The organism is Methylobacterium sp. E-012, assembly GCF_057836545.1.
This window is the reverse complement of sequence record NZ_JBYQEY010000001.1, coordinates 3670865-3697841: the sequence shown is the minus strand read 5'-3', so window position 1 is coordinate 3697841 and position 26977 is coordinate 3670865. Positions and strand designations below refer to the sequence as shown.

The window sequence follows — 26977 nt, the reverse complement described above, 5'->3', positions numbered from 1 at the left end:
TCAATCATGAAAACACCCACTTATAGTGTGCTTGACTTGCGCCAGGCCCTTACATTTTCGGCCGCGGTCGCGAGCGTTGGAATCTTCGCGATGGCGGTGGCGCCCGGACATGTCCTGGCGCAGGGTGTGAATGTCGGGACGCTCAACAACGGGTCAGGTGGCACCATAACCGGTGGAGCTGGCAACGTCGGTCCCGCAGGTGCGGCCGGTACACAGGGGGCCACCGGGACGGCAGGTGCGACAGGCGGAGCGGGCACGGCGGGGACTTCAGGGGCGGACGTTTCCGGCAGCAATGCGAGCAACAGCAACGCGGGAACCGTGACCGGCGGGGCCGGCGGGGCCGGCGGCACCGGCGGGACCGGTGGCGCTGGCAGAGACAGCAGCGCTCCCTTCTCCCCGGCGACCGCGGGGCACGGCGGGGATGGCGGCCCGAGCGGCGCTGGCGGTGCCGGCGTGTCGGCCACGGGTTCGAGCGTGACGTTTTCCAACACCGGCACCCTCGGAGGCGGTGCAGGCGGCGTTGGGGGCGACGGCGGCCCCGGGGGACGAGTGTATTTCAGCGGCACGGACGGTGCCGGGGGCTCCGGCAGCACCGGCGGTGCCGGCGGCATCGGGGCTGTCTTTTCCGGGGCCGGCGCCGCGTTCACCAACGGGGGCCGGGTCCAGGGTGGCCTCGGCGGTGCCGGCGGCCGTGGCGCCACCGGCGGGGGTGACAGCCTGCTCAATTACACCACCGACGGCGGCGCCGGCGGTCATGGCGGCGACGGCGGTGCCGGCGGCTTCGGCGTCTCGTTCTCGGGACCGAACGCCGTCTTCACCAGCAGCGGCACCATCATCGGCGGCTCCGGTGGCGCGGGGGCCGCCGGCGGGACCGGCGGCGTGAGCGGCGGACCGAACAGGACCGGCAGCGGCGGTGACGGCGGCGATGCCGGAAACGGCGGCGCCGGCGCCGCGGGCGTCTCGTTCACCGGGACGAACGCAACGTTCACGAATACCGGCACGGTGACCGGCGGCAGCGGCGGGACCGGCGGCGACGGCGGTGCCGGTCAGCCCAGGGGCGTCAACAACACGTCAGGTTCACGCGACGGAATCGGAGGTCGGGGCGGAAACGGCGGTCCGGGCGGTCCCGGCATCGTCGGCGCGGGCGCGGCCATCACCAATTCCGGCACGATCAGCGGTGGCAATGGCGGCGCGGCCGGAAACGGCGCGGGGGGGAGCCCCAACGGCACCCCTGGCCTCGGAGGCACCGGGATCACCGGTTCCGACCTGAGCGTCGTCAACGCCGGCACCGTCTCGGGGGGCCTCGGCGGCGACGGTACGACGCGCGCCAATGCCATCACCTTCACCGGCGGGACCAACCGCCTGGAACTGCAGGCGGGCTACACCGTCACCGGCCTCGCGGTGGTGCAGGGTGGCACCGCCACGTTCGCACTCGGCGGCGCGACCAATGCCAGCTTCGACGCATCCCTGCTCGGCCCCGTCGGCTCGCCCACGGCCCAGTATCAGGGCTTTTCCACCTACGAGAAGACCGGAGCCTCCACCTGGGCGCTGACAGGGACCAACAACACCCTGTCCGACCCCTGGACCGTCAGAGGCGGGATTCTCAACGTCACCGGTTCGCTCTCGGCGGCACCGTTCACGGTCGGCTCCGGTGGGACGCTGGCGGGGTCCGGCACCATCGGGAGTCTCGCCGTCGCCAATGGCGGCCTCGTCAGTCCCGGTGCGGTCTCGGGTGCGCCCACGACGCTGACGGTCAATGGATCCGTCACCTTCGCCGCGGGCGCGACCTACGCTGTCCGCGCCACGCCCACGGCCTCCGATCGCATCGCCGCGACCGGTGTCGCGACGCTGGGCGGCGCCCAGGTCTCCGTGCTGGCCGGCTCGGGCACCTACGCGGCCTCCAACACCTACAATATCCTCGCCGCTCAGACCGTGTCCGGTACGTTCGGGTCCGTAACTTCGAACATGGCGTTCCTGACGCCGAGCCTCAGCTATCCCAACAACACGGTGGTGCTGACGCTCACGCAGACCGCGCCGGTCCAGAGCGTGTCGACCACGCCCAACCAGACCAGCACCGCCACAGCCGTCCAGGCCGCAGTCTCGACGACACCCCCGGCCGCGACGCCGGCCGCGACGCCGGCCGCGACGCGATCAACGCCGCCAGCCGCAGCGCAATCCACGACACCGGCTGCGACGCAGCCGACGACACCGGCCGCGGTGCAGTCCACGACACCGGCCGCGACGCAGTCCACGACATCGACCGCGGCGCAGTCCACGACACCGGCCGCGGTGCAGTCCACGACATCGGCCACGGCGCAATCCACGACGCCGGCCGCGGTGGTTGCTTCGGCGGTCCTGACACAGTCAGCACCGGGTGCGATCCAGGCGCTCAACGCCCTCTCGGGCGAGGTCCAGGCCAGTGCCGCGAGCGCCCAAGCCCAGATCGCCTTCCTGGTCCAGGAAACGATCTTCGACCACCTGCGCTTCGGCGAGAGCAACGGTTTCGCTCAGGGCCTCGGCCTCGGCGGCCCCGGCCTGACGGGCTCGATCGGCCAGCGCTTCGCCCCCGGCACCACCCTGCCGGCAACCTACACCACCGGCGGGTCCGGCGCCCCGACCGTCAGCCTCATACCGGTGCGGCCCTTGCCGCCGACCTACGCGGTCTGGGGCCAGGTCTTCGGCGCGTTCGGCGAGACCGCCAGAACCGCCAACACCGACCGCCTCACCGCGCAGGCCGGCGGGTTCATGCTCGGCATCGAGACCGCGCCGGGCGTGCTCGGGGGACCCCTGGACGGGTGGCAGGCGGGTATCGCGGCCGGCTACAGCCTCACGGCCTTCGACGTCAGCGCCCGGCAGTCGACCGGACAGATCGAGAGCGGTCTGGTTGCGATCTATGCCCGCGGGCCGGTGGGGCCGCTGCAGGTGCGGCTCGGGGCGGTCTACTCGGGCGATGCGCTGGACACGCGCCGTACCGTGATCTTCCCCGGCTTCAGTCAAGCGCTGACCGGCAAGGCGGGGGGTGACAGCGCCTACGGCTTCGGCGAGGTCGGCTACCGGTTCGCCTGCGCGCAGGGCTATGTCGAGCCGTTCGTGGGCGGGTCTGCGCTGCACGTCCACCGCGAGGGTTTCACGGAGGTGGGCGGCGCCTCGGCGCTGACGGTGTTCGGGCGCTCCTACGACATCCAGACGGCCACGACCGGCCTTCAGGGGCAGGTGCTGCTGGATCTGTTCGGGACGGAGCGCCCGGTGGTCGCACGCGGTCTGATCGGCTACCGGCGGGCGTTCGGAGATGTCGTCCCGTCCGCGCTGCTGGCCTTCGGGGGTGGGACGCAGACATTCCAGACGGCGGGCGCACCGGTCGCGCGGGATGCGCTGGTGACCATGGTCGGTCTGGACTGGCAGGTGGCGACCAGCACGACAGTGGGCGTAGCCTATGTCGGACAGGTGGGCGAGCGGGCAGAGAGCCACGCCATCAAGGGAAGCTTCAACGTCCGTTGGTGACGCGGCTCCGTCCCGCCCGGGGTGTCCCGCAGGTTCCCGATCGCGCGACGCCGGGTCCATGACCGGGCGCGGCGCCCGGCACCTGCGGGACACTCGAGACCGGCCAGACCTGCGACCGAGGGGTCGAAGCCGGACCGTCCGTCACCGGCCGATATGCGCGACGGAGGCGATCTCCACGCGGGCGTCGGGCTTCACCAGCCCGCACTGGATGCAGTACCGCGCCGGCTTCTCCCCCGGGAAGTATTCCGCGTAGACGGCGTTGATCGCCGCGTAATCGGCCCAGTCCGTCAGGAAGACGTGGTTGAAGGTGACGTCGTCCATCGTGCCGCCCGCGGCCTCGACCACGCCCTTGATCGTTTCCAGCACGTGGCGGGTCTGGGCGCCGGCGTCGCCGACATGGACGACGTTGGCTTGCCGATCGAGCGGCAGCGTGCCCGAGACATACAGCACCCCGTCGGCCAGCGTGCCCGGCACATAGGGCGCCAGGGGCTTGGCCGAACCCGGCGGAACGACGACCTGCTTCGGCATCTTTTTGGGACTTTCGCGTTGCGGGTGCCGGGACGGCGGGCGGTCTATCCGGCTGCGGTGCGCGTCTGCGCGGCCAGGGCCTGTTCGAACGACGCCACGTCCGAGACCCAGCCGAAGAAGGTCTCGATATTGGCGAGCGCCCCCTCGTGCAGGCTCCGCGGCCCGGCCTGATGGGTGGCATCCGCCAGCACGATCCCGAAATACTCCCGGTGGTAGCCGTCCCGCAGGGTCGATTCCACGCAGACATTGGTGGCGATGCCGGTGAAGACCAGCGTGTTCACGCCCCTTGCCCGCAGCATGCTGTCGAGCGGCGTGTTGTAGAAGCCGCTGTAGCGTGGCTTGCCGAGCACGATATCCTCGGGCTCCGGCTTCAGGGCGTCCACCAGGGCGTAGTCCCACGAGCCCTTGGCGAGCAGGCGCTCGTTCATGTCGGGTCGCCGCCGCATCGTCTTGAGGGCGTTCGACTTGTGCCAGTTCGGCGAGCCCGGGCCGCCGGCCTCGACGTAGTCCGGGTCCCAGCCGTTCTGGAACCACAGAACCCGGATCCCGGAAGCCCGCGCCGCCGCCACCGCGCGGACGATCTGGGCGATGACCGGGCCGGTGCCCGACACGTCGAACCCCGCGAGGTCGAGGTAGCCCCCCGGGCTCGCATAGGCGTTCTGCACGTCCACCACGATCAGCACCGTGGCGGCGGGATCGAAGGCGATCGGTTCCGGCCGGGCCGGCAGCGTCACGCCGCCGTGCCGGCCCCTTGCATCGCGGAACCCCGCGGGGGCGGCGTCCATCACGCGACCTCCGCCAGCGGTGCCGCGGCGATGTGCCGGCGCGTGCGCATCAGCGGCTGGATCCGCGTCCCGAAGGCGTCGAGCCCTTTGAGGAAATCGTCGAACACCAGCAGCACGCCCTCCACCCCGGCGATCGCCCCGATCGCGTCGAGCATGGCGGCCACGGTGGCGTAGCTGCCCACCAGGGTGCCCATGTTGAGGTTCACCGCCCCGGCGGCATCGGCGAGCTGGCGCACATTGGTGTCGGCCCCGGAGGTCGTGTCGGCCGCGCCCTGGCGGCCGAGCCACGCGATCGCCTCGGCATCCGCCCCGGCCCGGTAGTGCTCCCAGGTGGTCATGGCCGCGGCGTCGGTCTCGTCGGCGACGATCATGAACAGGGCGTAGCAGGTCACCCGCCGCCCGGTCTTCGCGCTGGCCTCCGCCAGCCGCTCCACCACGGGGGCGAAGGCGGTCGGCGTGTTGAGCCCTTTCCCTAAGCAGAAATTGTAGTCGGCGTACTGCGCCGTGAAGGCCAGCCCCGCCCCGCTCTGGCCGGCGCAGATGATCTTCACCGGCGCCTGCGGCCGGGGGCTCAGGCGGCAATCGTTCATCTGGAAATACGTGCCCTTGAGGTCGCTGACGCCGGTCTCCCACAGCGCGCGCAGGACCTGAGCATACTCGGCCAGGTATGCGTAACGATTGGCGAAATACGCGTCGCCCGGCCACAGGCCCATCTGGTCGTATTCCGGCTTCTGCCAGCCGGTGACGAGGTTCAGGCCGAAGCGCCCGTCCGAGATCGAGTCGATGGTCGCGGCCATGCGGGCGACGATCGCCGGCGGCAGGCACAGGGTCGCCGCGGTGGCGAACAGCCGGATCCGGGTGGTGACGGCCGCGAGCCCGGCCATCAGGGTGAAGGATTCGAGGTTGTGGTCCCAGAACTCGGTCTTGCCGCCGAAGCCGCGCAGCTTGATCATCGACAGGGCGAAGTCGAACCCGTAGCCCTCCGCCTTCAGGGTGATCGCCTTGTTGAGCGCGAAGCTCGGGCGGTATTGCGGGGCGTTCTCCGACAGGAGCCAGCCGTTGTTGCCGATCGGGATGAACACCCCGAGGCTCATGGCCGCCTGTCCGCCCGGCGTCCCGCCGGCGGGGTCCCCGGGCGACGGCGCCCCCGTCGCGGCCTCGCTCTGCGTCATCCACCTGCACTCCACCGGGCCGGCTCCCGACCCCCGGGACCTGAGTCGGCCGATCGGAGGCTCGCAAAACCGGGCTGGAGGGTCAAACCCGCGGCGGCGATTCGGCGCGAAAATGCCTCTCTTTCCAGCGGCTTGCACAACCGCAGCGCGATGCCTGCCCAACCCATGCGCGCTCGATGCGTGCGGGCCGCAGGGCCAGAACAGGTTTCCATGCGGGAAGTCTGAATGCGATGTCGCGCGCCGATTGTCGTCGCCGAACCGGAGACCATTTCCTGACGTCGATGATAAGTCTCGGTTCGGTCTTGCCGGAGTGACAGCGATGCGCGCGTGGCCCGCCCTCCTCCTCGTCCTCGGCCTCGCGGGACCGGCGGCCGCCGACGAGGGGGGCCGGGCGGCGGCCCGGGCGGTGATCGCCGCGCAGGAACAGGCCTTCGGCCGCGACGACGCGCAGGCCGCCTACGATCAGGCCGCGCCGGCGATCCGGGAGCTGTTCCCGAATGCCGACCTGTTCCTCGGCATGGTGCGCAACCAGTACCGCCCGGTCTACCGCCACCGCAGCTTCGTCTTCGGCGAAGCGCAGGACACGGACGCGGCGGGGGTGACGCAGTCGGTGGCGATCCAGGACGAGTACGGCGTCGACTGGACCGCCGAATACAGCCTCGCCCGGGACGCGGACGGGCGCTGGCGCATCACCGGCTGCCGCCTGATCAAGGCGCCGGGCACCAACGCCTGAGCGGCGGCGCCCGGCGCCGGCGGGGTCAGCGCGCGTCGGACCGGAGGGTCGCGAGCTTGTCGAGGAGCTGCAGGGTGATGTCGGCGCAGGCCTTCGTCGTCTCGTCGTCGGCGCATTTCACGTCGAGGCGGGCGTCGCCGCGCGCGATCACGAAATGGGCGCCCTTCGGCGGCGGGGGCGGCGGGCCGTCGGGGCCGGGGCCGCGCCGGGGCCCGCCCGGGGGCGGCGGCGGAGGCGGCGCACCGGCCTCGGGGCCGGGTCTCGGGCCACCGGGCGGCGGCGGCGGGGTCTGGGCGAAGGCCACGGTGCCGGACAGCAGGGCCGCGACGCCGGCCAGGGCGATGATTCGGGTCATGTCGGCTCTCTTCGAGGATCGGTCCGCCCGCATCTTTGCGCAGAGATCCGCGCGCCGCCGGGCCATCCGGCTGATAGGCGTCGGTGTCCGAACCGGCCCTGAACCGTGCCGTTCAGCCCCGGTTAAACCACCGGCCCTGCCCCGCGGGCAGACCGGCCGCGCGGCGGAGGCCGCCCTCTTCTTTCGACACGCCCGCCGGCATCGTGTAGACGGGGCGCCTTCCTCGGAGGCCCCTGTGCTCCACGTCTCGACCCGCGGCGAGGCCGCGCCGCTCTCGTTCTCGGACGCGCTCCTGGCGGGCCTCGCCCGCGACGGCGGGCTCTACGTGCCCCAGACCTGGCCGCAGCTCGGCCGCGCGGAGATCGCCGCGCTGGCGGGCCGGCCCTACGCGGAGGCCGCCAAGCGCGTGCTCCGCCCGCTGATCGACGGCGAGATCGCCGGCCCGGACCTCGACCGGATGATCGACGAGTCCTACGCCACGTTCCGCCATCCGGCGGTCTGCCCGCTGACCCAGCTCGACGACAACCTGTTCCTGCTGGAGCTCTTCCACGGGCCGACGCTCGCCTTCAAGGACGTGGCGATGCAGCTGCTCGGGCGGCTGATGGACCACGTCCTCGTCCAGCGCGACACCCGCGCCACCATCGTGGGCGCGACCTCGGGCGATACCGGCTCGGCCGCCGTCGAGGCCTTCGGCGGCCTCGACCGGGTCGACATCTTCATCCTCTACCCGCACGGGCGCGTGTCCGAGGTCCAGCGGCGGCAGATGACCTCGGTGCCGGCCCAGAACGTCCACGCGCTGGCCGTCGACGGCACCTTCGACGATTGCCAGAACCTGGTCAAAGCCCTGTTCCAGCACGCCGATTTCGCCGATGCGGTGCGCCTGTCCGGGGTCAACTCGATCAACTGGGCCCGGGTCGCCGCGCAGGCCGTCTACTACTTCACCAGCGCGGTCGCTCTGGGCGCCCCCCACCGCCCGGTCTCCTTCGCGGTGCCCACGGGCAATTTCGGCGACGTGCTCGCCGGCTGGGTCGCCAAGCGGATGGGCTTGCCGATCGAGCGGCTGATGATCGGCACCAACGCCAACGACATCCTGGTGCGCACCCTGGAGCACGGCGCCTACGCGCTGCGCGGGGTCGTGCCCACGACCTCGCCCTCCATGGACATCCAGATCTCGTCGAACTTCGAGCGGCTGCTGTTCGAGGCGCTCGGCCGCGACGCCTCGTCCCTCGCGCGGCTGATGGCCGGGCTGAAGCAGTCCGGCGGCTTCTCCCTGAGCCCGGAGGTGCTGGCCACAATCCGCTCCGAGTTCGACGCCGTCGCGGTGCCGGAGAACGACGTGATGGAAGAGATCGCCCTGACCCAGGCCGCCACCGGGGTGGTCCTCGATCCCCACAGCGCCATCGGCGTGCGCGCCGCCCGCCGGCTCCTGGAGCAGGACCCCGCAACCCCTGTCGTCGCCCTCGCCACGGCGCACCCCGCAAAGTTCCCGGACGCGGTCGCCAAGGCCACCGGCGGCCTGCGCCCGCCGCTGCCGCCGCACCTCGCCGACCTCATGGACCGGCCCGAGCGCATGACCCCAGTGGCCAACGACCAGGCCGCCGTGGAGCGGCTGATCCGCGCGCGCGCCCGCATCACGAGGGGCGCGTGAGCTTGGCGCGACGGTCCCCCTTCCCCCTCTGCGGGGGAGGGTGGCCCAATGGGCGCCCTCTGCGTCAGCAGGGGTCGGGCCGGGACGAAGTCCCGCAAGAGGGGAGCGACGGTGCAGGACATCGCTCGGCCTTCATGAAGGCTTTTGCCCCTTCCGGAAGCCGGGTTCCCCACTCCCGACTCCCTTCGGGGGCCACCCTCCCCCGCAGACGGGGGAGGGATCCCGCGCCGGATTCGGCCCCCCACGCGACGAGCCGTCGATGAACCAGCACTTCTCCACGCACGCCGCCTCCCCGTCCCTGCGCACGACGCAGCTGCCCAACGGCGTCACGGTGGTCACCGAGCCGATGCCGGGCGTGGCCACCGCCAGCCTCGGCGTCTGGGTCGGGGCCGGCTCGCGCAACGAGCGGGCGGACGAGGCCGGGCTGTCCCACCTGATCGAGCACATGGCGTTCAAGGGCACGCGGACGCGCTCGGCCCAGAGAATCGCCGAGGAGATCGAGAATGTCGGCGGCGAGATCAACGCCGCCACCTCCACGGAGGGGACGAGCTATACCGCCCGGGTGCTCGGCGAGGATGCCGGCCTCGCCCTCGACGTGATCGGCGACATCCTCACGGATTCGGTGTTCGACGCCGGCGAACTCGCCCGGGAGAAGGGCGTGATCCTGCAGGAATACGCCGCCGTCGAGGACACCCCCGACGACGTGGTCTACGACGCCTTCACCGAAGCCGCCTTCCCGGACCAGCCGGTCGGCCGGCCGATCCTGGGGCGGCCCGAGACGATCCGGAGTTTCGACGAAGCCGGGATCCGCGCCTATCTCGCCCGGGAATACACGCCGGACCGCATCGTCGTGGCCGGGGCCGGGGCCGTGACCCACGAGGCGATCGTGGCGGCGGCCGAGCGGCATTTCGGCGCCCTGCCGGCCGCGGGGGCGCCCGCCGCTGTCCCGGGGGTCTATGGCGGCGGCGAGCGGCGGATGCCGCGCAAGCTCGAACAGGCCAACGTGGTGATCGGCCTGCCGGGCCTGTCGTTCCGGGACGCGGGCTACTACGCACTGCACATGTTCGTGCAGGTGCTCGGCGGCGGCCTGACCTCCCGGCTCTGGCAGGAGGTGCGCGAGACCCGCGGCCTCGCCTACGAGATCCAGGCCTTCCACTGGCCGTTCTCCGATTGCGGCCTGTTCGGCATCGGCGCCGGGACCGCGGGGGCGGATCTGCCCGAGCTCGTGGACGTGACACTCGCGGCCACCGCCCGGGCGGCCCGCGACCTCGACGCCACCGAGATCGCCCGGGCCAAGGCGCAGCTCAAGGTCTCGCTGCTCTCGGCGCTGGAGACCCCGGGCGGGCGGATCGAGCGCAACGCCCGCCAGATCCTGGCTTGGGGCCGGGTGATCCCCGCCGGGGAGGTGATCGCCAAGGTCGACGCCGTCACGGTGGCGGATGTCCGCGCCGCGGCCGCCGCGATGCTCAAGGGCGCACCGACGCTGGCGGCGATCGGCCCGATCCGCAAGCTGCCCAGCCTGGACCGGATCGGAGCCGCGCTCCGGGGGGCGTGATTCTTTGGTGGGCCGCGCGGGCGCGACAATGCCGTGCGCCCTCCCTCCCCGTTGCGGGGCAGGGTGGCCCCCGGAGGGGGGCGGGGCGAAGTCCCGCTAGGGGGAAGCGACGGTGCAGGATGAAGCTGCGCCCGCCATGAAGGCTGTGCCTTATCCTGAAGCCGGGCACCCCTCTCCCGCCCCGGCCTGACGGCCGGCCCACCCTCCCCCGCAGAGGGGGGGAGGGAGCGAGGCGGAGCCGCTTGCGCCCACGCGCCGACGAAGATCTGTGAAGCCGACAGGGATCGGCGCGCAGGGGAGAATCCGAGGCGGACAGGCCCTGAGACGCCCCGGAACGGCCAGCCCCTGCCCCGCCCAACTTGATTTGGCCGCAAAGGAGCGCGATCCGCGGCATGTGGACCGGCCCCGGGGCGACCTTGCCCCGGGTCGGGCCCGCACCTATCGATCGAGGCCGCCCGGGCGGTCGATGCCGCTTCTCGCACGGCCGGAAGTCAAGACACCCTTGCGCATCCTCGCCCTCCTCCTGACCCTGGTCGGCGGCCTCGTCGGTGCCCTCGCGCTCAGCGGTCCCGCCCGGGCCGTGGAGGCGGTGCGCGTCACCCTCGACGCGCCGGTGATCGACCTGACCTCCGCCATCGAGCGCTATCGCTCGGACGGCGACCTGATCCAGATCTCCACGGCCCCGGGCAAGGACGGCATCGTCCGCCGGATCGTCGTGAAGGCCCGCGATGCCGGCGCCCGGCCCGACTGGATCGTGTTCGCGCTCACCAACGACACCGACGAGCAGATCGACCGCATCCTGGTCGCCCCGCATTTCCGGCTGGTGGATTCCGGGGTGATCTGGCCGGATCTCGGCGGCTCGCGGATCGCCGCCATCACGGCGAGCCAGGGCATCCGCCCGGAGCGGGACGAGAATCCGGAAGCCGACCAGTTCACCATCACCCTGGATCCCGGCACGACCATCACCTACGTGGCCGAGTTGCGCGGCGCCAACATCCCCCAGCTCCACCTCTGGGACCAGGACGCCTATCGCCGGAAGGCCGCCGGCCTGACCCTCTACAAGGGCATCATCATCGGCATCAGCGGGCTGCTGGCGCTGTTCCTGACCATCGTGTTCGTGGTCAAGGGCGCGATCATCTTCCCTGCCGCCGCCGCGCTCGCCTGGTCGGTCCTCGCCTATGCGTGCATCGATTTCGGCTTCCTGCAACGGGTCTTCCCGGTCACGGAACTCGCCGAGCGGGTCTACCGGGCCTCCGCGGAGGCGGTGCTCGGGGCGACGCTCCTGGTCTTCCTGTTCGCCTATCTCAACCTCGCCCGCTGGCACGTGCGCTACAGCCACGTGGCGTTCTTCTGGCTGGCCTTCCTGGCCGGCCTCGTCGGGCTCGCGGTGTTCGACCCGCCGGTGGCCGCGGGGGTGGCGCGCATCTCCATCGCGGCGGTCGCCGGCATTGGGCTGCTGCTGATCCTCTACCTCGCGGTCCATAACGGCTACGACCGGGCGATCCTGCTGGTGCCGACCTGGCTGCTGCTGGTGATCTGGGTGACGGCGGCGGGCTTCGCGGTCACCGGCCAGATCGGCAGCGACCTCGTGCAGCCGGCGCTGATCGGCGGCCTCGTGCTGATCGTGATGCTGATCGGCTTCACGGTGCTCCAGCACGCCTTCGCGGGGGGCGGCCTCAGCCACGCCCTCGTGTCCGACACGGAGCGCCGGGCGCTGGCGCTGACCGGCGCGGGCGACGTGGTGTTCGACTGGGACGTGCCCGCCGACCGGGTTTTTGCGGGTCCCGAGATCGAGGCCCAGCTGGGCCTGCCCCGCGGCACCCTGGAGGGGCCGGCGACCAACTGGCTCGGCACGCTCCACCCGTTCGACGTGGAGCGCTATTCGGCGGCCCTCGACACGGTGATCGAGGAGCGGCGCGGCCGCATCGTCCACGATTTCCGCCTGCGCTCGGCCGCCGGCACGTTCTTCTGGTACCGGCTGAAGGCGCGGCCGGTGATCGGCGCCGACGGCGAGGTGATCCGGGTGGTCGGCACCATCGCGGACGTCACCGAGATCAAGACCGCCGAGGAGCGCCTGCTCCACGACGCCGTGCACGACAGCCTCACCGGCCTGCCCAACCGCGAATTGTTCGGCGACCGCCTCGACGCGGCTCTGGCCTTCGCCAGCCAGGACCCGCGCCTCAAGCCGACCGTGCTCGTGCTCGACGTCGACCGGTTCAAGGGCATCAACGACGCGATCGGCCTGTCGGCGGGCGATTCGATCCTGCTGACCCTGTCCCGAAGGCTCGGCCGCCTGCTGCGGCCGCAGGACACGCTGGCCCGGGTGGCGGGCGACGAGTTCGCGGTGATCCTGCTGTCGGAGCGCGAGCCCGACCGGATCCTGGCCTTCGCCGAGATGATCCGCCGGGCGATCGCCACGCCGATCACCTACGCCGACCGGGAGATCTTCCTCACCGTCTCGATCGGGCTCGCCCTTCACGAGGCCGGCGCCAACCTCAAGCGCGAGGAGGTGTTCAAGAGCGCCGAGGTCGCCATGATCCAGGCCAAGCGCAACGGCGGCGACCGGATCGAGGTGTTCCGCGCCCATATGCGCACCGACCGGACCGACCGGCTGATGCTGGAGAGCGACCTGCGCAAGGCGATCGAGCGCAACGAGCTGAAGGTGCTGTTCCTGCCGGTGGTCCGCCTCGAGGACCGCACCGTGGCGGGGTTCGAGACCGTCCTGCGCTGGGACCATCCGAAGCTCGGGCGCATCCCGGCCACGACCTTCCTGCCGCTCGCCGAGGAGAGCGGCTTCGTGGTCAATCTCGGCATCTTCGCCCTGGAGCGGACCGCCCTGGAACTCGCCGCCTGGCAGCGCTCCCTGGAGGTCGAGCCGCCGATCTTCGCGGCCTGCAACCTGTCCTCGCGCCAGCTCCTGCGCCACGACCTGCTGCACGACGTGAAGACCGTGCTGGCCCGCTCCGGGGCGCTGCCGGGCTCGCTCAAGCTGGAATTCAGCGAGAGCCTGGTGATGGAGAACCCGGAATACGCCGCCCAGATGCTGGCGCGGATCCACGACCTCGGGGCCGGCCTGTGCCTGTCGGATTTCGGCACCGGCTACTCGGCGCTCTCCTACCTGCAGCGCTTCCCCTTCGACACGATCAAGGTCGATTCGACCTTCGTGCGCCAGATCGGCACCGGGCAGACCGCGATCCTGCGCTCCATCGTCCGCATGGCGAGCGAATTGAACCTCGCCATCGTGGCGGAGGGCTGCGAGTCCGAGGCCGACGCCCAGGCGCTCGCCGGGCTCGGCTGCGAATACGCGCTCGGCCCGGCCTTCGGCGAGCCGATGACCATGCTCCAGGCCCGCCAGATCGTCGGGGCAGCGCCGGAGGCGGCGTGAGGTCGGGGCCGGCCCGGCCGATCCGGTCCGTTGCCGACCGGCGATCGCCGCGGTGGCAGGGGCGGTGACGACCTGGCACCCTGTTGGGCTCCCGGGCCGGAGTTTCGGGGACATGCCTTGGGGGCCCGGTGCGCCCCGCCGACGGGCACAAAGCGATCGATCAGTTTAAGCCGCCCTTAACCATGCCCGCGCAAGATCCTGTTGATGGACGGGTCCTTCAGCGCCCGGGATGGGGATGGTCGGATGGCCGAGGCGGCGCGGCGTTACCAGCAGGCAGGCAGCTCCGATCTCGTGCGCCGCCTGATGGCGCGTCCGGTGCGGCTCGAGCAGCAGGCCCGGACCCGTCTGCCCCTCCCCGGCCGCGATCCGCGCCCCGCCGAGGCGGCTGCCGACGACCTGCTGGACGACCTGTCGAACGATCTGGACGAGGCCGACGAGATCGTCCGCCTCGAGACCGAGCTTCAGGTGGTCAAGGCGGTGCTCCGCGCCCAGCGGCAGGAGGTCGAATCGCTGCGGGCGCAGCGCCAGCTCCTCACCGAATCGGCCCCGACCGACGACGTCCGCGCGACTCGGGAACGCTGGGCGGCCCTGGTCGACTCGCTCCTGATCCGTGCCCGCTGATCGCGCGGCGGACATGCGGGGTCAGGCCATGGGGGCGCGCTGCTCGCTCGTCGTCAACGGTCGGTCGGTGCGGGTCTCGACCGGCGACACGCCGCTCGAGGCGGCGCTCGCCGAGGGCATGATCGCGCCGCTGCAGGCCCAGCCCGGCACCCTCCTCGCCGGCCAGGGGGCCGTCGCGCCGTCCGGGCGCCGTCCGCCGGCCCGCCGGGCCCGGGCCGAGGCCCTGCGGCCGGCCCTCCCGGGGCCCCCGATCCCGGGCCAGGAGGCGGCGGCGGCCCAAGCCGTCACCGTCCGCAAGGGCCATGTCACGGAGATCCGCCGGCTCAGCCCCGGCATCGTCGAGATCGTCGCGACCCTGACCCGGCGCCCCACCCTCGAACCCGGCCACCAGGCGCTGGTCACTTTCGCGGGGATGCAAGCGCTGACGCTGTCCCCGACCCTGCGGGTCGACGGCGCGGCCGAGATCAACGAGGCGGTGTTCCACGTCGCCCGCGACCCCGAGGGCGGCCCGGTCGACGCGATCCGGCTCGACCAGCCGGTGCGCCTCAAGGGCCCTCTGGGCCGGGGGCAGTACCGCCCCGGGGGCGGGCGCCTCGTCCTGGTGGCGGCCGGCGCCGGCTTCGGCGCGATCTGGGCGATCGCCCGGGCGGCCCGCTACGTCGAGCCCGCCCGCGAGATGGCGCTGGCGGTCGGGGCCCGGGACGCCCTCGACCTGTACATGCGCGAGAGCCTGGACTGGCTGCGCCGCACCGGCGTCGCCCGGATCGTGCTCTGCGCCGACCGCGGCCGCCAGCGGCCGCCGGACGTGCGCTCGGGTCCCCTCACCGCCCACCTGCCGAGCCTGCGCGCCACCGACGTGGTCCACGTGGCCGGCGACGTCTCGACGGTGGGCGCCGTGCAGGTGCTCGCCGCCTCGGTGGGCGCCCGCTGCTACCCGATCGTGCTCGACTGAGGACCGCCGCCTCGACGCGGGCGGGATCGGCTGGTACCTGGCCCGATCCCCCTCCCCGACCGTGAGCCGAGCGGTTCCCCCTTCCGATGGTCCGCGTCCTCTGTCTCGGCTACAGCGTCACGGAGCTGCCGGGCTATGTCGAGCGGGCCAACGCCCTGGCCGAGGCCGAGGGCCGCCCGGTCACCTTCGTCCGGAGCGGCTGGGGCGGCCACTCCCTGCCCTCCATCGCCGGCCTCATCGACGAGATTCTGGACGCGATCCCCTGCGACCACGTCCTCCTGGAGCTGTTCACCGGCAACGTCCGCTATTTCGACGGCGCGACCCTGCGGGCCTATCTCGACGACATCCTCGCCGGGACCGCCCGGCGGAACCTGCCGGTCGCCTTCCTCAACCTCCACCAGGGCGGGGTCGACTACGCGGCCGAGCCCGTCGCCGGCCTGCTCGCGGAGTACCGCGCCCTCTACGGCATCCGGACCCTCGATATCGCCGCCCCCGTGGCGGCGGCCGGCGCCGGCGACATCACCTATCTCCTGAGGGACGGGACCCATGCGAGCCCGGCGGGGGCCGACCTCTACGGCACCCTGGTCTACAGCTTCCTGCGCGCGCCGCCGCCGGGCCGCGACTACCTCCCGTGGTTCCGGGGACTGCCGGGCCGGTTCGAATCGCTGCCCCTGCGCACCCTCCCCGGCCAGGTCTGCGGGTTCGATCTGCGCCGGAACGGCATCCCGCTGCACTTCCGGGAGATCCCTGAGGGCGCCCGCGCCGAGATCCCCCTGGGGCGCCCCCGCGACGTGATCGGCATCCTCGTCACCTACGGGCCGCGGTCGGGCACGCTGATGGTGCAGGATCCGGAGACCGGGCGGGGGCGCGGCCTCGTCGCCTACGATGAATTCTCCTACTACACGCGCGCGATGTTCCGCAGCGTCACCCTCCGGGCCGCCCGCGTCCTGACGATCGCGCAATCGGCGGAGCGCCCGGACATCCCCCTGCGCAAGGGCGAGCCGGATCCGGGCCCGCGGCTCGGGCGGGTGTCCCACGTCTTCTGTCTCCGCCGGCTGAGCCTCGCCGAGCGCGCCGCGCTCCTGCGCCATCGGGTCCGGCGCAGCCTGCGCCGCGTCGGGCTGCGGCTCGGCGGCGTCCGGAGGGCGTGACGCCAGCCCGCACGGGGCACGGACGGGGCACGGAGCGCGGATCGGGGCCGGGCACCACGGTCTGCATCCCCGCGCGCGGGACCTGCGGTTGGGGGAACTCGACGGGGATCCGGCCCTTCGAAGCGCGCGACCGCCCCTGGCGGCACGGTCGTGACACCGGACCGTTCCGGCATCGCCCCGGGGCGTCCCCTCCCCCGCGAGCGACCAGGATGGGATCCCGATCCATCCGGTGAATCCCGGCCCCGGGATGAGGCACGAAGCGTCCGCTTCGCGTCATCCTGAGCGTCGGCGACCGCCTTTCGGGATGCGGGGCCCGAACGCGAAGGCCATTTCGGTCCTGGCAAAGCACAATCGGATTTCTTGAGATCAGAAAACAGGCGTCAAAATTGAGTGCTGTCTTATTCAACTATTAATTTATAAAACGATCGATAAATCCACGACGATTTCAAAACATGCAGTGCAAACGTCGGGAGATTTCGAGGCCCTGTCATGGTACCGTCGCGACGAGAGCACGTGGGAGAGAGAGAAGCATGCGCATCCTGCAGAACGCCGGATTGCTCGTCAAAATATCCGCACCCATCTTGATCATGGTCTGCACCAGCACGTTTATCGTAATTTATTCGATGAATGCGCTCCATCTTATGGAGCAGAGAAGCAATTATATGGTCGATTATTATTTTTCGCGTCTGGAAATGTTCGCGCAAGTCCGCGAGAAATTCGTCGACGCGACCCTCATGAACCGCAACATCGTCATCGGCCAGCCGGAGATCGACCGTCCGGCCTTCAGGAAACAATACGATGCGGCCGTCAAGGCCGTGGCCGACAATCTCGAGACGCTCGCCGCGGGTTCGCGGCGCAAGGAGATCCGGGACATGCAGCGCAACCTGGGCACCATCGCGCGCGACTATTTCGATCTGCTCGACCGCTCCAACGCTCTCGCCCTCAGGAACGACAGGGCCGCGGCGATCCAGGTCGGCGTCGTCGCGGGCCGTGAGATCCGGGCGCGGTTCAACGCGGCGGCGGAGGCTTACGAGGCGCAGGCGGCAGCCCGTCTCGGCGAGGCGAAGATCGCGTCGCAGCGGGAGACCGCGCAGGCCCGGATGGTCCTGATCGGGTCCGCCCTGGGGGGGCTGCTCGTCGCCCTGGGCCTCTCGGCGGCGATCGTCATCCTCGGCGTGGCGCGGCCCCTCTACCGCCTCGTCGCCGCACTGCAGCGCATGGCGCGGGGGGATATCGGGGCCGCGATCCCGGAGGCGCGGCGCGGCGACGAGATCGGGATCGTCGGTCGCGCGGTCGAGGAGATCAAGGCCATGGTCGCCCGCAACGCCGCTGCGGAGGCCGAGCGCAGGCAGCAGGCGGAGGCCGCCGCCGCCGCCGAGCGCCGGCGCGGCCGGTTGGATCTGGCCCGGACCTTCGAGGAGGCGGTGGCCAAGATCGCGGACCGTGTCTCGTCCTCCGCGGGGGCGCTCCAGAACACGGCCCACCAGATGAGCCTGACCGCCCAGGAGACGGCCAGCCAGTCCGGGGCGGTGGCGAGCGCCGCCGAGGAGGCGGCGGCCAACATCACCACCGTCGCGGTCTCGACCGAGGAACTCGGCCAGTCCATCCAGGAGATCGGCCGCCAGGCGGGCGACGCGTCGAGCCTCGCGCACCAGGCGGTCGGCGAGGCCGACCAGACCGCCGGCCTCGTGTCCGAGCTGCAGACGGCGGCCCGGGAAGTCGGCGACGTGGTGCGGCTGATCGCGTCCATCGCCGCGCAGACCAACCTGCTGGCGCTCAACGCCACCATCGAGGCGGCGCGGGCCGGGGAGGCCGGCCGGGGCTTCGCGGTGGTGGCGGGCGAGGTGAAGGCGCTCGCCGAGAAATCTGCCCGGGCGACCGACGGGATCACCGCGCAGATCGGCCGGATCCAGGGCGTGACCGGCGTGGCGGTCGGCGCGATCGGTACGATCATCGACCGGATCCGCGAGATCAACGGCGTGGTGACCGCGATCGCGGCGGCCGTGGACGAGCAGGGCACGGCGACCCGGGAGATCGTGCGCGCCGTCGCCCAGGCGACGCAGGGTGCCGCGGAGGTGACCGGCACCATCGCCGGGGTGGCCCAGGCCTCGGAGCGGACGGGGGGCGCGGCCGATCAGGTGCTCACGGCCGCCACGGCCCTGCTGCGTCAGTCCGAGGGGCTCTCGGCCGAGATGGACCGCTTCCTGGTCGGCATCCGCGCCTGAGGGCGGCGGCCGGCCGGCGAAGCCGCCGATCCCCCGACACGGCTCGACGCGGCCCCCGCGGCCTGCCACCATCGGCCTCCCGGGCGGCCGCGGCCGCCCGCAGCCAAGGGTGCGCCATGATCGGATCGGTATCGCGGGCCGTGATCGTCCAGCCGGGGGGCGGCTTCGACCGGGTGGGGTTCGGCGAGCGGCCGGTCCCGGAACCCGGCCCCGGCGAGATCACCGTCCGCCTGCGGGCCAGCTCGCTCAACTATCACGACTACGCCGTGGTCAGCGGCCTGTGGGGCCCGAGCGAGCCCCGCGTCCCGATGTCCGACGGGGCCGGCAAGGTCGAGGCCCTCGGCCCCGGCACCGACGCCTTCGCCGTGGGCGACCGGGTCGTCAGCACGTTCTTCCCGACCTGGACCGAGGGCACGCCGCGGGTCGAGGGCTTTGCCACCGTGCCGGGCGACGGGGTCGACGGCTACGCCCGCGCGCGGGTGACGGCGCCGGCGACGGCCTTCACGCACGCCCCGCGGGGCTGGGACCACGCCGAGGCGGCGACGCTGACCACCGCCGCCCTGACCGCGTGGCGGGCGCTCCACGCCGATGCCGGCCTCAAGGGCGGCGACGTGGTCCTCGTGCAGGGCACCGGCGGCGTGTCGCTGTTCGCCCTGCAATTCGCCAAGGCGGCGGGCGCCACGGTGATCGCCACCTCCTCCAGCGACGCGAAGCTGGAACGCCTGCGCGAACTCGGCGCCGACCACGGGATCAACTACCGCGCCGACCCGGCCTGGGGCGAGACCGCCCGGCGGCTGACCGGCGGGCGCGGCGTCGACCACGTGCTCGATGTCGGCGGCCCGGCGACGCTGGAGCAGTCCATGGCCGCCGTGCGGGTCGCCGGCCACGTCTCGGTGATCGGCATCCTCTCGGGCCTGGCGGGGGAGCTGCCGCTGGTGCCGGCCCTCCTGAAACAGATCTGCCTGCAGGGCGTGCTGGTCGGCAGCCGGCGCCATCAGATCGAGATGATCCGCGGGATCGAGGCCTGCGGGCTGCGGCCGGTGATCGACCGCCGCTACCCGCTGGACGATCTCGTGGCGGCCTTCCGCCACCAGGAGAGCAACCGCCATTTCGGCAAGATCTGCATCGAGATCTGAGGTCCGGGGCGGTCCATCCGGGCCGGGGCTCAGCGGAAGGCGATCCCGAGCCCGCGGGGCATCGCACCCGCGCGGCGCGGCTCCGGCCGGCTCGACGGCGCGGGGGCATGCGCGCAGCCGTTCTCGCAGAAGGCGCGGAGCGTCCGCCGGTCGAGGCCGATATCGTGGAGCGCCGCGTCGTCGAGCGCCGACAGGACGCGCAGATTGCGCGCCGCGGCACGCCGGCTCCGGATAGACTTCAGGAACGCGACGATCATGATTTAGCCTCCGTCGGGTCGATCGATCACGGGTCATCCGTGATCCGCCCACGCAGCGTCGCCGTCTCGCCCCGTCTTCGCATCCTCCATTCTGACGGTCGCCCGCGGGTTGAAACCACCCGCGGGCAATTGTCGACCGCGCGACGCCGCGTCGACCGCGTCCGCGATGACCCGGGGATCCGGCTGTGTCCCGGGATCACAGGACGACAGGACAGGCGGCCGTTCCCTGGGCGCGGTCGCCTGTCCTTCGGATCGACACGCGGGGGCCGCCAGGGTTCGGCGGAACCGGGCGCGCCGCGCGATCGCCTCAGTAGCGGCAGACGCGCCGCGGCCCGAAGGGCGTCGGGCGGAAGAAGCAGCGCGGGCCGTAGAAGCGCGGCCGGCGGTAGATCGGCCGGCAGCGGCCATAGGGGCCGGGCGCCCAGCCGGGGCCGCAGCCGAAGGCGACGGTGCCGACCGCCGGGGGACCGGCGATCGTATCGGTCCCGACGGGCGTCAGGGGCGCCGCGCCGGCGGAGGCGAGGCCGAGGCCGCCGATGACGGCCGCGGCGGCCGCGAGCATCTTCACGTGCATCATGATCAGACCTTCTGTTTGGGCTCGCGCCGGGCCAGCCCGGCACGAGGGCGAGGCAGATCGGTCATCGCGCCTGAATAGCGGCTGACCTTGGCCGTAATCGTCCGGAAACAAGCGATTGGACGTCCCGGGCGGCTCTACAGGGCGGAATCGGCTCCCGGTGCCGGTCGGGCGCGACGCCCGTCGATAGCCCCCGACCCGTCGGGCCGGCCGACATAGCCGGGGATAAAGCGGGGCGCGTCAGGTCCGCGCGCCGCGCCGCCGGAACGGAGCCGCGGGCCTGGTGTTGTCTGCCAAATCTTTATTCGGAGACACGACGATGTCGGGAACCGCCCAGAAGACCGATCCCAAGCTGTGGGAGAAGGTCAAGAAGGATGTCACCAAGTCGGAGAAGGGCGGCAAGCCCGGTCAGTGGTCGGCGCGCAAGGCGCAGATGGCGACGGCCGAATACAAGAAGGAAGGCGGCGGCTACGCGGGCAAGAAGGCGGATGACAACCACCTCAAGCAATGGACCGACGAGGAGTGGGATACGAAGTCGGGCAAGGCGAGCGGCAAGACCGGCGAGCGCTACCTGCCCAAGAAGGCCCGCGAGACCCTGAGCGACGCGGAGTACGACGCCAGCACGGACAAGAAGCGGGCCGATACCGCCAAGGGCAAGCAGTTCTCGAAGCAGCCCAAGGCCGCGGCCGAGAAGGCCGCCGCGGCGCGCAAGACCGGCAAGGCGGCCGGCAAGGCAAGCGGCAAGGCAAGCGGCAAGACGGCGGGGACCACGAAGGCCGAGCTGATGCGCAAGGCCCGGGCGCAGAACGTTCCCGGCCGGTCTCGGATGTCGAAGGCGGAGCTGGAGCACGCCGTCCAGGCCTGACACCGGACCGCGATGAGCCCGATTCATCGCAATCCGCCCGCGCGGCGGCGGCCGTCCGCCGAACCTCACGGATCCCGACCATGGATCGGGATCCGTGGGCTGGTTGAGGCGGTCATCGGGACGCCTGGGGGCGCCCCCCACGATGCGAGACATCCCGGGAGAGATTCCAGGGCCGCTCCGCGGCGCGAACGGCCGGTCTGATCGGGCCCGGGATGCTCAGGTCGAGGGACGGTGCGGCGGGGCCGGGGTGGCCCGCAGGTCCGCCATGACCGGACGGGTCCCCGCCGTGCCGGAGGGCGCGGCGGGGTGGCTGGCGGCCGGGTCTCAGTAAGAGCCGAACTTGTAGTTCAGACCGACGCGCCCGAGCACGCCCTCGTTCCGGAACCGCGTGGCGAAGGAGCCGAAATTCCCGATGATCGGCAGGAGCGGGACCGTGCGGCTGCCGAGGTCGTAATAGAGCGCCTCGGCCTTCACCGTCACCGCGTTGGAGTGGAAGACGTTCAGGAACGAGTCGGTGGGGAGGGCGTACTCGACGCCGCCGCCGACCGCGTAGCCGGTCTCGGTGCGCGAACGGGTGCCGAAGAAGACCGGCGGCAGCCCCGCGAACTGGAAGAGGCTGCCGCGGTAGGTCTGGTTGGCATAGGCGAAGCCGCCGGTCGCGTAGAACAGGGTCCGGTCGACGGCATAGCCGAGGCGGCCGCGCACGGTCCCGAGGTAGTCGCCGGACTGGTTGTAGGTGTTGTTGCCGATGACCTTGCTCTGGAAGCTCCGGGTGCGCTTCAGATCGGTGTAGGCCGCATCGGCTTCGACGCCGACGACGAAACCGGAGCCTGGCGTGACCTGATAATTGTAGCCGACCTGCCCGCCGCCCGTGAAGCCGTCCCGCGGGAGCGGGATCGTGCTCGTGTAGGAGCTCGGGAAAATCACCCTGCGGCTGACCAGGGTACCCGCGGTGTACGCGGTGTCCTGGGTCGAGGTGATGTAACCGGCGTTGATGCCGAAATAGGCGCCCGTCCAGGTGAAGACCGGCAGCGGAGCCGGCACCGGCTGAAGGGCGCGGCGGGGCAGATCGGCGGCCGAGGCGGTCGCGGTCAACGCTGCGAGGGCAGCCATGGAGGTGAGGATCTTGCGCATGCTGGATTGTTCCAAGGACAGGATGTGTCGTCCGAGGTAAACGATCCGGTCGGGACGTTCTGTAGCAGGTCGGCAACAGTCAAAAGTGAAGTCTATTGGCCAATAATTAGCGGATTTCTCCAAAATTTTGCGGAAAAATTGCCCGCCAGAAAGTGGAATTTCCGCATGGATCGTCGGTAGATTTATGGTGAGCCGGTATTTTAGTTTGAAAGCCGAGACTTATACGGCGCGGGCGACGGTCCTTCGGCGTGAGGGGCCTGAAAAGACAACGGCACCCGATCGGATCGATCGGGGCCGTTTCCGGCCGCCGGCTTCTCGGCATCGCCTCGCGCCGAAGTGTCATCCGCTCCGGTCGCGCCTCTCGGTAGGGGACTCGATCGGCTTGAGCGTGCGGCGGCTGCCTTCGACCCAACCTAGCCGCGCGGGTCTCCACGGGCGCTTGCCATGAGCGGCCATGCGTGGGCCGTCCGGCAACCTCGCCTCAGAGGTGGACATCGGACGTTGCGGGCAGGGATAGTTCGCGCAGAACCGCCCGGTGGGACCGATCATGCTGCAACTGCAACCTGTGCCGAAGGTGATCACCTTCGATTGCTACGGGACTCTGGTCCGGTGGCATGACGCTGTCCGGTCTGCGGCCCGCGCGATCCTGGCCAAACGCCTCACGGAGCCTGATGCGCAAGATCAATCGGTCGCTCTGGCTGACCGGCTGCGCAGCGCCGCCGTGGAGCGGCAGCAGCGCCCGCCCTACTGCGACTACAAGTCCGTCCTGCGGTCTGCCCTCGCCGTGACCCTCGCCGAGGCCGGTCATACGGCGAAGCCCGAGGACGAGGAGATGCTGCTATCGACCCTGGGCCGGATCGAGCCGCACCCCGACGTCCCGGCCGCGCTCGATCGCTTGCGCACACGCTACCGGCTCGCGGTCATCAGCAACACGGACGACGACCTGATCGCCGGCACCATCGCGGCGATCGGGGTGCCGATCGACTTCGTCGTCACCGCCGAGCAGGCTCGCGCCTACAAGCCCGACCACCGGCTCTTCCTGCACGCCTACGCCACCTTGGGCGTGACCAAGGTGGAGACCGTGCACGTCGGCATGGGACAGTTCACCGACCTCAAGGTCTGCCACGAACTCGGCATCCGGTCCGTGTGGATCGACCGGGTCGGCGAGCCGCTGAACCCGGACTGGCCGCCGCACGCCAAGCTGGACGATCTTGCGGGTTTGCCCGACATGCTGTCGGTCTCTTGAACGGCTTCCGAGCCGGTCTGTGGGTCCGCAGAGGGTCGCGACCGGGTGCGACGGCGATGCCTGATCTCTTCGATTGTCGCCCGGAAGCGGACCGGCGAAAACCCACCCTTCTCAGACGTTATCACGGCCACGCTGATTGAGTTCAGGCCCTGGAGCGCGCGCCGCCGACGTCAGAGACCGGTTCGGCGGCGCGCGCACGTCACATCCAGGCCTTCAGCCGTTCCCTGTCGCAACGCGATCGGGCGCGGCTCTAATGGTCGTGGCCGCAGCCCGGGCCGTGCACATGGCCCTGCTCGGGATGCGCATGCCCGTGGTCATGCGCATGGCCCTGCTCGGAATGCGCATGCCCGTGGTCATGCGCATGGCCTCCGGCGTGGTCAGGGCCGTGATCGTGGCCGTGCGTGTGGGCATGCCCATGGCCGTGCTCGGGACCGTGATGGTCGTGCCCGTGATCGTGCCCCTGCCCGTGATCGTGGCCGCAGGTGCTGTGGTCGTGGGCCGCGTTCTCGGGCCGGAAGGCCCGCGAGACCGGGCTCGCGAGGCAGCCCTGGCCGCGCACCAACTCGGCCGTGGCGGCACTGGCCGGGATGTAGAGCGCCTCCGCGGCGATCTCGGCGGGGACGTGGCTGCTGCCGAGCTGCCAGGCTAGGCGCATCAGCCGGGCCGGGTTCTCGGCGCGCACGGCGAACAGATCCTCCGCGGCGGCCCGCACCGCCACGAGCCGGCCGTCGTCGAGGCGCAGCGCGTCGCCGTCATCGAGGGTCGCGGCCTTGGTCAGCGCCACCGCGAAGCCGAGCCCCCCCTCGGCGACCAGGGTTCCCGGGAGCGCGGCCCGGCCCGCGTGGTCGAGGCTCACCGTGTCGGCGACGCGGTCGGGGCGCACCGCGGCCCGGCGGACGATCGTGGTGGCTGTCGGCATGGGACCCTCGGACAAGACCTGCTGCACCCCGGCCGGGGTGCCCCTCGGGGCCGAGGCATAGGGCGAGACCGGAACCGGGCGCAACTCCGGTCCCGGGCCGATGGAACCTTAGCCGTAGGCTCGCCATTAGCATTCCTGCTAAGCTCGGCGCGATCCGCCACGATCACGGCCAACGGCCGGACCGGATGCCAAGGGAGTTCTGGGGACCATGAAGAAGCTGACTGCCGCCGCCCTCGCCACCATCGCCGCCCTCTCGCTCGGCGCCTGCAACACCCCCGAGGACCGGGCGCTGGGCGGTGCCGGCCTCGGTGCGCTCACCGGCGCGGCGATCGGCGCGGCCGCCACGGGCCGCGCGGGCGGTGCCCTCGCCGGTGCGGCGATCGGCGGCGCCGGCGGTGCCATCGTGGGCGCCTCGACCGCGCCGGCCTGCCCCTACGGCACCTACCGGGACGCCTACGGCAACGTCTACTGCCGCTGAGACGGGGGCGGGCCGGGCGCGTCCCGGCCCTTCCGCGGGGCTTGAGGAGCGGCTATCCCGGCCCTCGGCCGGGGCGTCCCGGTGCCGGACGCAAAGCCCCTCGCGATGATCGCACCGAGTCCACGAATCGCCCCGGAACCGGTCTGGCCATGAATGCGGCGGCCGAGTCCCAGGGCGTCTGGGGCAAGATCGGAGGCGCCGGCCTCGGCCTCGCGATCGGCGGTCCCCTCGGGGCGCTGGTCGGCGGCGTCGCCGGCCATTTCCTGCTCGACCGGGTCGGCGCGCCCTTCGGCCGGACGCCCCGGGACGTGGTGTTCACCACCGGCCTGGTGGCGCTGGCCGCCAAGATGGCCAAGTCCGACGGCGTGGTACTGCCCTCCGAGGTCGAGGCCTTCGGCCGGGTCGTGCGGGTGGACGCGGCGGCGCGGCCGGGGGTCGAGCGCCTGTTCGACCTCGCCAAGAAGACGACGAACGGTTTCGAGGCCTATGCGCGCCAGCTCGCCGCGACCTTCGGCGACGAGCCGGCCCTGCTCGAGGACGTGCTCGACGGCCTGTTCCAGATCGCCGGCGCCGACGGGGCGCTCCACGAGGCGGAGGAGCGCTACCTGCGCGCCGTCTCGGGCATCTTCGGCTTCGACGAGGCCGCGTTCCAGCGGATCGCCGCCCGGCACGTGCGGCTGCCGGACGACCCCTACGCGGTCCTCGGGCTCGACCGGGACGCCGACGAGGCGGCCCTGAAGGCCCGCCACCGGGCGCTGGTCGCCGAGCACCATCCCGACCGGGCGCTGGCCCGGGGCCTGCCCGCCGAGGCGGTGGCGATCGCCACCCGGCGGCTGGCCGCCATCAACGCCGCCTACGACCGGATCGCGCAGGAGCGCGGGGTGCGGTGAGCCTCACCCCGGACAGCCCCCTCGCCCGCCGGGTCGCCCCCTCGCCGAACCACGGCGCGCGCCGGGGCGGGCGCCTCGACACGCTGGTCCTGCACTATACCGGCATGGACAGCGCCGCCGCCGCCCTGGCGCGGCTGCGCGACCCGCTGAGCGAGGTCTCGGCGCATTACCTCGTCTTCGAGGATGGCGGCCTCGTCCAGATGGTGCCGGAGGCGCGCCGGGCCTGGCACGCGGGCGCGGGGGCCTGGAAGGGCGAGACCGACCTCAATTCGTGCTCGATCGGGATCGAGATCGTCCATCCGGGCCATGCCGGCGGGCTGCCGCCCTACCCGGAGGCGCAGGTCGCCGCGGTGATCGCGCTGGCCCGGGACATCCTCGGCCGCTGGCCGATCCCGCCGGAGCGGGTGCTCGCCCATTCCGACATCGCCCCCGAGCGCAAGGAGGATCCCGGCGAGACGTTTCCGTGGGACAGCCTCGCGGCGGCGGGGATCGGCCATTTCGTGCCGCCGGCACGCCTCCGGGACGGACGGTTCTTCGCCCAGGGCGATGCCGGCCAGCCCGTGGAGGCGCTGCAGGCGATGTTCGCCCTCTACGGCTACGACCTGCCGGTTTCCGGGGTGTTCGACGCGCGCACGCATGCGGTGGTCACCGCGTTCCAGCGCCACTTCCGGCAGGCGCGGGTCGACGGCGTGGCCGATGCCTCGACCATCACCACCCTGCGCGACCTGATCGCGGCCCTCGGCTGACGCATGTCCAGAGCGTTCTTCCCGTCTAGGCGGGGCGTCGGGGTAAAACGCCGACCCGCGCGGAGGGAGATGTTTCGCGCCGCCGCAGCACCGATGGCCGCGATACCCGAGCCTACTTCAG

At 71.8% G+C, this 26977-nt stretch carries 23 protein-coding genes; 15 read left to right on the top strand and 8 right to left on the bottom strand.

Annotation, left to right across the window (positions count from 1 at the left end; genetic code table 11):
* The first annotated feature begins 453 nt into the window (after positions 1–453).
* Complete coding sequence (locus AC3IF1_RS17910) at positions 454–3501, top strand: autotransporter family protein (RefSeq protein ID WP_489218706.1); 3048 nt, start codon at positions 454–456, stop codon at positions 3499–3501.
* Between the two features lie 141 nt (positions 3502–3642).
* Here AC3IF1_RS17910 and rutC read toward each other — a convergent pair whose 3' ends face one another.
* From rutC to rutA, 3 genes are read right to left on the bottom strand one after another with little or no spacing between them, the layout of a single operon-like run.
* Positions 3643–4029 carry a pyrimidine utilization protein C gene (gene rutC, locus AC3IF1_RS17905; protein ID WP_243968769.1) on the bottom strand — a complete coding sequence of 129 codons (387 nt, stop codon included), beginning with the start codon at positions 4027–4029 and terminating at the stop codon, positions 3643–3645.
* 44 nt (positions 4030–4073) lie between these two features.
* Positions 4074–4814: a pyrimidine utilization protein B gene (gene rutB / locus AC3IF1_RS17900; RefSeq protein ID WP_489218705.1), complete on the bottom strand. Its 741-nt coding sequence runs from the start codon at positions 4812–4814 to the stop codon at positions 4074–4076.
* On the bottom strand, positions 4814–5908 hold the full coding sequence (gene rutA, locus AC3IF1_RS17895) for a pyrimidine utilization protein A (RefSeq protein WP_489220413.1): 1095 nt from the start codon (positions 5906–5908) through the stop codon (positions 4814–4816). The genes rutB and rutA overlap by 1 nt, the downstream gene beginning before the upstream one ends.
* Positions 5909–6305: 397 nt before the next feature.
* Between rutA and AC3IF1_RS17890 the strand changes: the two genes are divergently transcribed.
* Positions 6306–6719, top strand: coding sequence for a DUF4864 domain-containing protein (locus AC3IF1_RS17890; protein WP_243968765.1), 414 nt, complete (start codon positions 6306–6308; stop codon positions 6717–6719).
* A 25-nt stretch (positions 6720–6744) separates the two neighbouring features.
* Here the strand turns inward: AC3IF1_RS17890 and AC3IF1_RS17885 are convergent, their stop codons facing one another.
* On the bottom strand, positions 6745–7074 hold the full coding sequence (locus AC3IF1_RS17885) for a hypothetical protein (protein ID WP_489218704.1): 330 nt from the start codon (positions 7072–7074) through the stop codon (positions 6745–6747).
* Positions 7075–7309: 235 nt separating this feature from the next.
* Here AC3IF1_RS17885 and thrC point away from each other — a divergent pair, with 235 nt between their 5' ends.
* The 8 genes from thrC (at position 7310) to AC3IF1_RS17845 (ending at position 19747) form a co-directional block, all read left to right on the top strand.
* Positions 7310–8722 (top strand): threonine synthase, encoded by a 1413-nt coding sequence (gene thrC, locus AC3IF1_RS17880; protein ID WP_489218703.1) that lies wholly within the window; start codon positions 7310–7312, stop codon positions 8720–8722.
* 259 nt (positions 8723–8981) lie between these two features.
* A complete protein-coding gene (locus tag AC3IF1_RS17875) occupies positions 8982–10277 on the top strand; it encodes a M16 family metallopeptidase (protein WP_489218702.1) in 1296 nt (431 codons plus the stop codon).
* Positions 10278–10743: 466 nt separating this feature from the next.
* Entirely contained in the window at positions 10744–13662 is a 2919-nt protein-coding gene (locus AC3IF1_RS17870; RefSeq protein WP_243968758.1) for an EAL domain-containing protein, read from the top strand.
* A gap of 243 nt (positions 13663–13905) precedes the next feature.
* A complete protein-coding gene (locus AC3IF1_RS17865; protein ID WP_489218701.1) occupies positions 13906–14283 on the top strand; it encodes a hypothetical protein in 378 nt (125 codons plus the stop codon).
* Positions 14284–14296: 13 nt separating this feature from the next.
* Positions 14297–15235: a ferredoxin reductase domain-containing protein gene (locus AC3IF1_RS17860; RefSeq protein ID WP_489218700.1), complete on the top strand. Its 939-nt coding sequence runs from the start codon at positions 14297–14299 to the stop codon at positions 15233–15235.
* An 86-nt stretch (positions 15236–15321) separates the two neighbouring features.
* The gene (locus AC3IF1_RS17855) at positions 15322–16386 is read left to right on the top strand and encodes an SGNH/GDSL hydrolase family protein (protein ID WP_489218699.1); all 1065 of its coding nucleotides are present in this window, start codon (positions 15322–15324) and stop codon (positions 16384–16386) included.
* A 530-nt stretch (positions 16387–16916) separates the two neighbouring features.
* Positions 16917–18611, top strand: a complete 1695-nt coding sequence (locus AC3IF1_RS17850; RefSeq protein WP_489218698.1) for a methyl-accepting chemotaxis protein — start codon at positions 16917–16919, stop codon at positions 18609–18611.
* A gap of 116 nt (positions 18612–18727) precedes the next feature.
* Positions 18728–19747, top strand: coding sequence for a zinc-dependent alcohol dehydrogenase family protein (locus AC3IF1_RS17845; RefSeq protein WP_489218697.1), 1020 nt, complete (start codon positions 18728–18730; stop codon positions 19745–19747).
* A 29-nt stretch (positions 19748–19776) separates the two neighbouring features.
* On the opposite strand, the gene AC3IF1_RS17840 is transcribed toward AC3IF1_RS17845, so the two are convergent.
* Positions 19777–20004, bottom strand: a complete 228-nt coding sequence (locus AC3IF1_RS17840; protein WP_489218696.1) for a YjiS-like domain-containing protein — start codon at positions 20002–20004, stop codon at positions 19777–19779.
* Between the two features lie 307 nt (positions 20005–20311).
* Positions 20312–20581, bottom strand: a complete 270-nt coding sequence (locus AC3IF1_RS17835; RefSeq protein WP_489218695.1) for a GCG_CRPN prefix-to-repeats domain-containing protein — start codon at positions 20579–20581, stop codon at positions 20312–20314.
* Positions 20582–20897: 316 nt separating this feature from the next.
* Here AC3IF1_RS17835 and AC3IF1_RS17830 point away from each other — a divergent pair, with 316 nt between their 5' ends.
* A complete protein-coding gene (locus AC3IF1_RS17830; protein WP_489218694.1) occupies positions 20898–21443 on the top strand; it encodes a hypothetical protein in 546 nt (181 codons plus the stop codon).
* Positions 21444–21767: 324 nt separating this feature from the next.
* On the opposite strand, the gene AC3IF1_RS17825 is transcribed toward AC3IF1_RS17830, so the two are convergent.
* Positions 21768–22577, bottom strand: a complete 810-nt coding sequence (locus AC3IF1_RS17825; RefSeq protein WP_489218693.1) for an outer membrane protein — start codon at positions 22575–22577, stop codon at positions 21768–21770.
* A 547-nt stretch (positions 22578–23124) separates the two neighbouring features.
* Between AC3IF1_RS17825 and AC3IF1_RS17820 the strand changes: the two genes are divergently transcribed.
* Positions 23125–23823 (top strand): haloacid dehalogenase type II, encoded by a 699-nt coding sequence (locus AC3IF1_RS17820; RefSeq protein WP_489218692.1) that lies wholly within the window; start codon positions 23125–23127, stop codon positions 23821–23823.
* Positions 23824–24073: 250 nt separating this feature from the next.
* Here AC3IF1_RS17820 and AC3IF1_RS17815 read toward each other — a convergent pair whose 3' ends face one another.
* Positions 24074–24742: an urease accessory protein UreE gene (locus AC3IF1_RS17815; RefSeq protein ID WP_489218691.1), complete on the bottom strand. Its 669-nt coding sequence runs from the start codon at positions 24740–24742 to the stop codon at positions 24074–24076.
* A 208-nt stretch (positions 24743–24950) separates the two neighbouring features.
* Between AC3IF1_RS17815 and AC3IF1_RS17810 the strand changes: the two genes are divergently transcribed.
* The 3 genes from AC3IF1_RS17810 to AC3IF1_RS17800 all read left to right on the top strand — a co-directional run bounded on the left by AC3IF1_RS17810 (position 24951) and on the right by AC3IF1_RS17800 (position 26856).
* Positions 24951–25220 (top strand): YMGG-like glycine zipper-containing protein, encoded by a 270-nt coding sequence (locus AC3IF1_RS17810; protein WP_243968736.1) that lies wholly within the window; start codon positions 24951–24953, stop codon positions 25218–25220.
* A gap of 149 nt (positions 25221–25369) precedes the next feature.
* Positions 25370–26110 carry a TerB family tellurite resistance protein gene (locus AC3IF1_RS17805; RefSeq protein ID WP_489218690.1) on the top strand — a complete coding sequence of 247 codons (741 nt, stop codon included), beginning with the start codon at positions 25370–25372 and terminating at the stop codon, positions 26108–26110.
* The gene (locus AC3IF1_RS17800; protein ID WP_489218689.1) at positions 26107–26856 is read left to right on the top strand and encodes an N-acetylmuramoyl-L-alanine amidase; all 750 of its coding nucleotides are present in this window, start codon (positions 26107–26109) and stop codon (positions 26854–26856) included. Before AC3IF1_RS17805 ends, AC3IF1_RS17800 begins: the two co-directional genes overlap by 4 nt.
* The last annotated feature ends 121 nt before the right edge of the window (positions 26857–26977 follow it).

Excerpts from the sequence above, each read along its gene's own strand:
- AC3IF1_RS17815 (WP_489218691.1), bottom strand. The coding sequence starts at position 24,742 with ATGCCGACAGCCACCACGATCGTCCGCCGGGCCGCGGTGCGCCCCGAC.
- AC3IF1_RS17835 (WP_489218695.1), bottom strand. The coding sequence starts at position 20,581 with ATGATGCACGTGAAGATGCTCGCGGCCGCCGCGGCCGTCATCGGCGGC.
- AC3IF1_RS17810 (WP_243968736.1), top strand. The coding sequence starts at position 24,951 with ATGAAGAAGCTGACTGCCGCCGCCCTCGCCACCATCGCCGCCCTCTCG.
- AC3IF1_RS17820 (WP_489218692.1), top strand. The coding sequence starts at position 23,125 with ATGCTGCAACTGCAACCTGTGCCGAAGGTGATCACCTTCGATTGCTAC.
- rutA (WP_489220413.1), bottom strand. The coding sequence starts at position 5,908 with ATGAGCCTCGGGGTGTTCATCCCGATCGGCAACAACGGCTGGCTCCTG.
- AC3IF1_RS17855 (WP_489218699.1), top strand. The coding sequence starts at position 15,322 with ATGGTCCGCGTCCTCTGTCTCGGCTACAGCGTCACGGAGCTGCCGGGC.
- AC3IF1_RS17870 (WP_243968758.1), top strand. The coding sequence starts at position 10,744 with ATGCCGCTTCTCGCACGGCCGGAAGTCAAGACACCCTTGCGCATCCTC.
- AC3IF1_RS17860 (WP_489218700.1), top strand. The coding sequence starts at position 14,297 with ATGCGGGGTCAGGCCATGGGGGCGCGCTGCTCGCTCGTCGTCAACGGT.
- AC3IF1_RS17885 (WP_489218704.1), bottom strand. The coding sequence starts at position 7,074 with ATGACCCGAATCATCGCCCTGGCCGGCGTCGCGGCCCTGCTGTCCGGC.
- AC3IF1_RS17865 (WP_489218701.1), top strand. The coding sequence starts at position 13,906 with ATGGCCGAGGCGGCGCGGCGTTACCAGCAGGCAGGCAGCTCCGATCTC.
- AC3IF1_RS17825 (WP_489218693.1), bottom strand. The coding sequence starts at position 22,577 with ATGCGCAAGATCCTCACCTCCATGGCTGCCCTCGCAGCGTTGACCGCG.
- rutB (WP_489218705.1), bottom strand. The coding sequence starts at position 4,814 with ATGGACGCCGCCCCCGCGGGGTTCCGCGATGCAAGGGGCCGGCACGGC.
- AC3IF1_RS17830 (WP_489218694.1), top strand. The coding sequence starts at position 20,898 with ATGTCGGGAACCGCCCAGAAGACCGATCCCAAGCTGTGGGAGAAGGTC.
- AC3IF1_RS17840 (WP_489218696.1), bottom strand. The coding sequence starts at position 20,004 with ATGATCGTCGCGTTCCTGAAGTCTATCCGGAGCCGGCGTGCCGCGGCG.
- AC3IF1_RS17805 (WP_489218690.1), top strand. The coding sequence starts at position 25,370 with ATGAATGCGGCGGCCGAGTCCCAGGGCGTCTGGGGCAAGATCGGAGGC.
- rutC (WP_243968769.1), bottom strand. The coding sequence starts at position 4,029 with ATGCCGAAGCAGGTCGTCGTTCCGCCGGGTTCGGCCAAGCCCCTGGCG.
- AC3IF1_RS17890 (WP_243968765.1), top strand. The coding sequence starts at position 6,306 with ATGCGCGCGTGGCCCGCCCTCCTCCTCGTCCTCGGCCTCGCGGGACCG.
- AC3IF1_RS17875 (WP_489218702.1), top strand. The coding sequence starts at position 8,982 with ATGAACCAGCACTTCTCCACGCACGCCGCCTCCCCGTCCCTGCGCACG.
- AC3IF1_RS17850 (WP_489218698.1), top strand. The coding sequence starts at position 16,917 with ATGCGCATCCTGCAGAACGCCGGATTGCTCGTCAAAATATCCGCACCC.
- AC3IF1_RS17845 (WP_489218697.1), top strand. The coding sequence starts at position 18,728 with ATGATCGGATCGGTATCGCGGGCCGTGATCGTCCAGCCGGGGGGCGGC.